This is a genomic window from Jatrophihabitans sp., from assembly GCF_046262535.1.
GTDB lineage: Bacteria > Actinomycetota > Actinomycetes > Mycobacteriales > Jatrophihabitantaceae > Jatrophihabitans.
On the sequence record NZ_JBHEMO010000078.1, the window covers coordinates 1 to 6,334 of the forward strand.

Consider the following 6,334-nt stretch of genomic DNA (forward strand, 5'->3'; position numbering starts at 1 on the left):
CGTCGGCGACGAGGAGCCCCGTGGAATCGTCTGCGGCGCGCACAACTTCGCGGTCGGCGATCTCGTCGTGGTGTCGCTGCCGGGCGCGGTGCTGCCCGGCGGCTTCGCGATCGCGGCCCGCAAGACGTACGGCCACGTCTCGGATGGGATGATCTGCTCGACGCGCGAACTCGGCATCGGCGACGACCACGACGGCATCCTCGTGCTGCCGACCGGGTCCGCCGAGCCCGGCGACGATCCGCTCGAGCTCATCGGTCTGCGCGATGCGGTGCTGGACATCGCGGTGACGACCGACCGCGGCTACTGCATGTCGATCCGCGGGCTCGCCCGCGAAGCGGCGGCGGCGTTCGACGCGCCGTTCCACGACATCGAGGCACGGCTGCCCGAGCCGGACGGACGCGCGTACGACGTCCGGGTCGAGGACCCCGCCGGCTGCCCGCGCTTCTCCGCCCGCGCGGTCACCGGGCTCGACCCGACGTCGCCGACGCCGGATTGGATCGTGCGCCGCCTGCGACAGTGCGGCGTCCGGGCGATCTCGTTGGCGGTCGATGTCACCAACTACGTGATGCTCGAGACCGGCCAGCCACTGCATGCCTACGACCGAGCCAGGCTGACCGGCCCGATCGCCGTCCGGCGGGCGGCCCCCGCGGAGAAGATCACGACGCTGGACGACGTCCTGCGGACGCTCGATCCCGAGGACATGGTCGTCACTGACGACACCGGTCCGATTGGCCTGGGCGGGGTGATGGGCGGTGCGACGACCGAGATCGGTCCCGACACCACCGACGTCGTGCTCGAGGCCGCCTATTGGAACCCGGCGTCGGTGGCCCGGACGGTCCGGCGGCACCGCCTGCCCAGCGAGGCGGCGCGCCGGTTCGAGCGGGGCGTCGACCCGGAGATCGCCGGCGTGGCGCTGGCCCGCTGCGTCGAACTGCTCGTGGCCCACGGGGGTGCCGCCGCGATCGACGGCTACACCGTAGTCGGCACGGCGGTCGCGCCGCCCCGGATCGCGATGGCCGTCAAGCGTCCGGAGACGGTCGCCGGCATGCCGATCGCCCGCGAGCACGTGATCGCCCATCTGCAGGCCGTCGGCTGCACCGTCGACGGTGGCGACGTGCTCGAGGTGCAGCCACCCACGTGGCGTCCCGACCTGCTCGCGCCTGCCGATCTCGTCGAAGAGGTGGTCCGGCTCGCCGGGTACGACCGGCTGCCGTCCGAGCTGCCGGCGGCACCGGCCGGCACCGGGCTGACCGGCCGGCAGTCGATGTATCGCTCGATCTCCCGTGCCGTGGCAACGGCCGGCTACGTCGAGGTCCTGTCCTATCCGTTCGTGTCGCCGACCGTGCACGACGCCTTCGGGCTCGCGCCGGACGACTGTCGCCGAAAGGCGCTACGCCTCGTCAATCCGCTGTCCGACGACGAGCCCGAGCTCCGGACGTCGCTGCTGCCCGGCCTGCTCGCCACGGCCGTGCGCAACCTCGGCCGCGGCAATCGCGACCTCGCCCTCGTCGAGATCGGTGCCGTCTTCCTCCCGCGCGAGGACCCGCAGTCGGCCGCCGTTGACCTCCCGGGTGTCGAGGGGCGCCCCTCCGACGCCCAGCTCGCCGCGCTCGACGCGGCCCTTCCCGACCAGCCACGTCACCTGGCGGTGGTGCTCTGCGGCGAGATCGAGCCGCGCGGGTGGTGGGGACCCGGCCGAGCGGCGTCGTGGGCCGATGCCGTGGACGCCGCGCAGGTCGTGGCCCGTGCGGCGCGGGCGGAGCTCACGACGCGACCCGCCGACCGGCCGCCGTGGCATCCCGGGCGGTGTGCAGCTCTCGTGCTGGACGACACGGTGATCGGGTACGCGGGCGAACTGCACCCAGGCGTGGTGGCAGCGCTCGGACTGCCCGATCGCACCTGTGCGATGGAGCTCGACATCGACGCGATCCCGGTCCCGGAGCCGGCTCCGGCCCCGGCGATCTCGACCTACCCACCGGTGCTCCTCGACGTCGCACTCGTCGTCGGCCCGGACGTCGCGGCCGCAGACGTGCAACAGACCCTGCGCGATGCAGCCGGCCCGCTCCTCGAGTCGGTGCGGTTGTTCGACCTGTTCACCGACGCCGAACGCCTGGGCTCGGACGTGCGCTCGCTGGCGTTCGCCCTCCGGTTCCGCGCACCGGACCGCACCCTCACGGTCGACGAAGCGACGGTGGCGCGCGACGCGGCAATCGCAGCCGCCGTCGACCGGCACGGCGCCCGCCTCCGGTCCTAGCGTTGGGTAATTGCCCCAGTTGGGCTCGAGGCCCGTCCCACCGCTGCATGAAGTTGCGCCATGATGCATAATCGTGCACATGGGAGCTCGAGTCGCGGTAGCGGGGGCCAGCGGGTACGCAGGCGGGGAACTGCTGCGCCTGATCGCCGCGCATCCTGATCTCGAGATTGCCGCCGTCACCGCGCACTCCAACGCTGGTCAGCGGGTGGGCGAGCTCCACCCGAATCTGCGGTCCGTCGCCGATCTGGTCTTCGGCGAGACGGATCCGGGCGTGCTGGCCGAGGCCGACCTGGTCTTCCTCGCCCTGCCCCACGGTGCCTCGCCGGCGCTCGCCGCGGACCTGCCGGACTCGGTCAAGGTGGTGGATCTCGGGTCCGACCACCGGCTGACCGACGCGGACGCACACGAGCGTTACTACGGCGGCACATTCGCCGGCGCCTGGACGTACGGTCTTCCCGAACTACCGGGTCAGCGGGCGCGCATCGCGGCCTCCCAGCGGGTCGCCAACTCCGGCTGCCACGCGGTCGCCGCCATCCTGGCCATCGCGCCGTTGATCGCGGCCGGCATCGCGGAAGCCGATGACGTCGTGGTGACCTCGGCCAGCGGTACGTCCGGTGCCGGCAAGGCCGCCCTGCCGCATCTTCTCGGCAGCGAGGTGATGGGCGACCTGACCGGGTACAAGGTGGGCGTGCACCGGCATGTCCCGGAGATCAAACAGGCGAGCGGCGCCCGGTCCCTCACCATGACCCCGGTGCTCGCGCCCATGCCCCGCGGCATCCTTTCTGTCACCGCCTTGCGCGCGACCGGCACGGTCACCACGTCGCAGGTGCGGGAGGCGTTGGCCGCGGCGTACGCCGAAGAGCCCTTCGTCCACGTCCTGCCCGACGGTCAGCAACCGAGGACGTCGGCGACTGCCGGTTCGAACAGCGCCCATCTGCAGGCGGTGGTCGATCTCGACTCGGGCCGCATCCTCGTGACGAGCGCCCTGGACAACTTGGGCAAGGGTGCCGCAGGGCAGGCGCTGCAGAACGCGAACCTGATGCTCGGATTGCCGGAGACAGCCGGGCTGCACATCGACGGGACAGCTCCGTGAGCGTGACTGCCGCCGGCGGGTTCCGTGCCGCGGGAGTCGCCGCCGGACTGAAGACGTCCGGCAGTTCCGACGTCGCTCTCGTGGTGAACGACGGCCCGACCGACGCCGCGGCTGCGGTCTTCACCTCGAACCGGGTGAAGGCGGCGCCGGTGCTGTGGTCGCAGCAGGTGCTGGCCGATCGCCGCCTTCGCGCCGTGGTGCTCAACTCAGGCGGTGCGAACGCCTGCACCGGCCCGGCCGGCTTCACCGACACCCATCGCACGGCCGAGCACGTGGCGGCCGCTCTCGGCATCGGGCCCGGCGAGGTCGCGGTGTGCTCGACCGGCCTCATCGGGGAGCGGTTGCCGATGGACAAGTTGCTCGCCGGCGTGGACGCGGCGGCCAAGGTCCTGTCGGCCGACGGCGGCGACCACGCGGCCGAGGCGATTCGCACCACCGACACGCGCTCGAAACAGGACGTGTTCCGTCATGCGGACGGCTGGACGGTGGGTGGCATGGCCAAGGGGGCCGGCATGCTGGCGCCGGGCCTTGCCACCATGCTGTGCGTGCTCACCACCGACGCCGTAGTGGACGCCCGGACTCTGGACGACGCTCTGCGCGAGGCGACCCGGCAGACCTTCGACCGCCTCGACTCCGACGGCTGCATGTCGACCAACGACACCGTGGTCGTCCTCGCGTCGGGCGCGTCGGGTGTCGAACCGGATCCGGCCGACCTCGCGGCCGCGCTCGACCAGGTCTGTCGGCACCTGGCCTGGCAACTCCTGGCCGATGCCGAAGGCGCGACGAAGGAGATCACCATCGACATCGGGGGCGCGGCCACCGAGGACGACGCAGTCGATGTCGGCCGGTCGATCGCGCGGAACAACCTGCTCAAATGCGCCCTGTTCGGCAACGACCCCAATTGGGGCCGGGTACTGGCCGCGATCGGCACCACCGCGGCGGCCTTCGAGCCCGACGACCTCGACGTGTCCATCAACGGCGTTCAGGTGTGCCGCGCAGGTGCGGCCGGGGAGTCACGTGAGCTCGTCGACCTGACCGGTCGCGCCGTGCACATCGGCGTCCACCTGCACGCCGGGGACAGCGGCGCCACCATCTGGACCAACGACCTCTCGCACGCCTACGTCGAAGAGAACTCGGCCTACTCCTCATGAGGACGCGAGAGCAGGCGCTCGCGCGGGCGGAGATCCTGGTCGACGCCCTGCCGTGGCTCGAGCGGTTCCACGGCAAGGTCGTCGTGGTGAAGTACGGCGGCAACGCCATGACGAGCCGCGAGCTGCAGTCGGCGTTCGCCGAGGACATCGTGTTCCTGCGTTACGCCGGCCTCCGCCCGGTCGTCGTGCACGGCGGCGGACCGCAGATCACCGAGCACTTGACCCGCCTGGGCATCAAGTCCGAGTTCCGGGGGGGACTCAGGGTCACCACACCGGAGTCGATCTCCATCGTGCGCATGGTGCTCACCGGCCAGGTGAACGCCGAGATCGTCAACGCGATCAACGACCACGGCTCCTTCGCCGTCGGGCTCTCGGGTGAGGACGCCGGTCTGCTGACCGCCGAGCGCCGGCCCGCCATCGTCGACGGAGAGCCGGTCGACATCGGTCAGGTCGGCGATGTCGTCGACGTCGAGCCCTCGGCCGTGCACGCCCTGCTCGACGCCGGCCGGATCCCCGTCATCGCCACCGTGGCCCGCGGCCTCGACGGCTTGACCTACAACGTCAACGCCGACACCGCGGCTGCTGCGATCGCAGTAGGGCTGGCGGCCGAGAAGCTGATCGTCCTGACGGACGTGGAAGGGCTCTACGCCGACTGGCCGGCCAGCAACGAAGTCATCAGCGAGATCGATGCCGAACAGTTGGCTGCCCTGCTGCCGGGGCTGGCCAGCGGCATGGTTCCGAAGATGGAGGCGTGCCTGCGGGCCGTCGAGGGCGGCGTCTCCCGGGCCCACGTGCTCGACGGTCGCGTGCCCCATTCGTTGCTGCTCGAGATCTTCACGAGCGAAGGAATCGGAACCATGGTCGTCCCGACGAAGGAGCTGTCATGAACAACATGGCCCCGCGCTGGGACGCGGTGATGATGCCGAACTACGGAACGCCGCCGATCGCCCTCGACCACGGCCAGGGCGTGCGCGTGTGGGACACCGACGGCAACGCCTACCTCGACTTCGTCGGCGGCATCGCCGTCTCGTCGTTGGGCCACGCGCATCCGGCGATCGTCGACGCGGTGTCCGGTCAGGTTGCCAAGCTGGCCCACACGTCGAACCTCTCCATGCACGAGCCCGGCGTCCAGCTCGCGGAGAAGCTGGTCGAGCTTCTTTCCCTGCCCGCCCGCGTCTTCTTCGCGAACAGCGGCGCCGAGGCCAACGAGTGCGCCATCAAACTCGTCCGCCTCTACGGCCGGCCCGAACAGCGCACCGAGCTGGTTTCCTGCCACAACAGCTTTCACGGCCGCACGTTGGGCGCCTTGGCCGCCACCGGGAACCCGGCCAAACGCACGCCGTTCGAGCCGCTTCCCGGCCCGGTCACTTTCGTCGACTACGGCGACGTGGACGCCCTCGGCGCCGCCGTCGGACATCGAACGGCGGCGGTGATCGTCGAGCCCACGCTGGGCGAGGGGGGCGTCGTGCCCCCGCCGGCCGGCTTCCTGGCCGACGTCCGCCGGATCTGCGACGCCGCCGGCGCCCTGATGATCGTCGACGAGGTGCAGAGCGGGATCGGCCGCACGGGGCACTGGTTCGCCAGCCAGGCCGAAGGCGTCCGCCCCGACATCATCACGCTCGCCAAGGGACTGGGCGGCGGGCTGCCGATCGGCGCCTGCATCGGCATCGGCCCGGCGGGGGAGCTCTTCTCACCCGGCGACCACGGCAGCACCTTCGGCGGCAACCCGATCGCCTGCGCCGCAGCGCTCGCCGTTCTCCGCACCATCGCCGACGACCACCTGCTCGACAACGTAAAGCGCGTCGGTGAGCACCTCGCGTCCGGGCTCGAGGAAAT

At 71.4% G+C, this 6,334-nt stretch carries 5 protein-coding genes; all 5 read left to right on the plus strand.

The genetic code is table 11. The annotated features are described in order from the left end of the window. Positions 1-2,254, plus strand: a 2,254-nt coding sequence (gene pheT, locus ABR571_RS11195) for a phenylalanine--tRNA ligase subunit beta (protein WP_409453284.1), incomplete at its 5' end; no start/stop codon positions are given. Between the two features lie 79 nt (positions 2,255-2,333). After that, a complete protein-coding gene (gene argC / locus ABR571_RS11200) occupies positions 2,334-3,347 on the plus strand; it encodes an N-acetyl-gamma-glutamyl-phosphate reductase (protein ID WP_409453285.1) in 1,014 nt (337 codons plus the stop codon). After that, complete coding sequence (argJ, locus tag ABR571_RS11205) at positions 3,344-4,498, plus strand: bifunctional glutamate N-acetyltransferase/amino-acid acetyltransferase ArgJ (protein WP_409453286.1); 1,155 nt, start codon at positions 3,344-3,346, stop codon at positions 4,496-4,498. The genes argC and argJ overlap by 4 nt, the downstream gene beginning before the upstream one ends. Further along, positions 4,495-5,385 carry an acetylglutamate kinase gene (gene argB, locus ABR571_RS11210; protein ID WP_409453287.1) on the plus strand — a complete coding sequence of 297 codons (891 nt, stop codon included), beginning with the start codon at positions 4,495-4,497 and terminating at the stop codon, positions 5,383-5,385. The genes argJ and argB overlap by 4 nt, the downstream gene beginning before the upstream one ends. Beyond that, positions 5,382-6,334, plus strand: a 953-nt coding sequence (locus tag ABR571_RS11215) for an acetylornithine transaminase (protein WP_409453288.1), incomplete at its 3' end; no start/stop codon positions are given. The genes argB and ABR571_RS11215, both read left to right, overlap by 4 nt.

What these genes read in the sequence shown, in the direction of transcription:
- argC (WP_409453285.1), top strand. Translation starts at nt 2,334, where the DNA reads ATGGGAGCTCGAGTCGCGGTAGCGGGGGCCAGCGGGTACGCAGGCGGG.
- argB (WP_409453287.1), top strand. Translation starts at nt 4,495, where the DNA reads ATGAGGACGCGAGAGCAGGCGCTCGCGCGGGCGGAGATCCTGGTCGAC.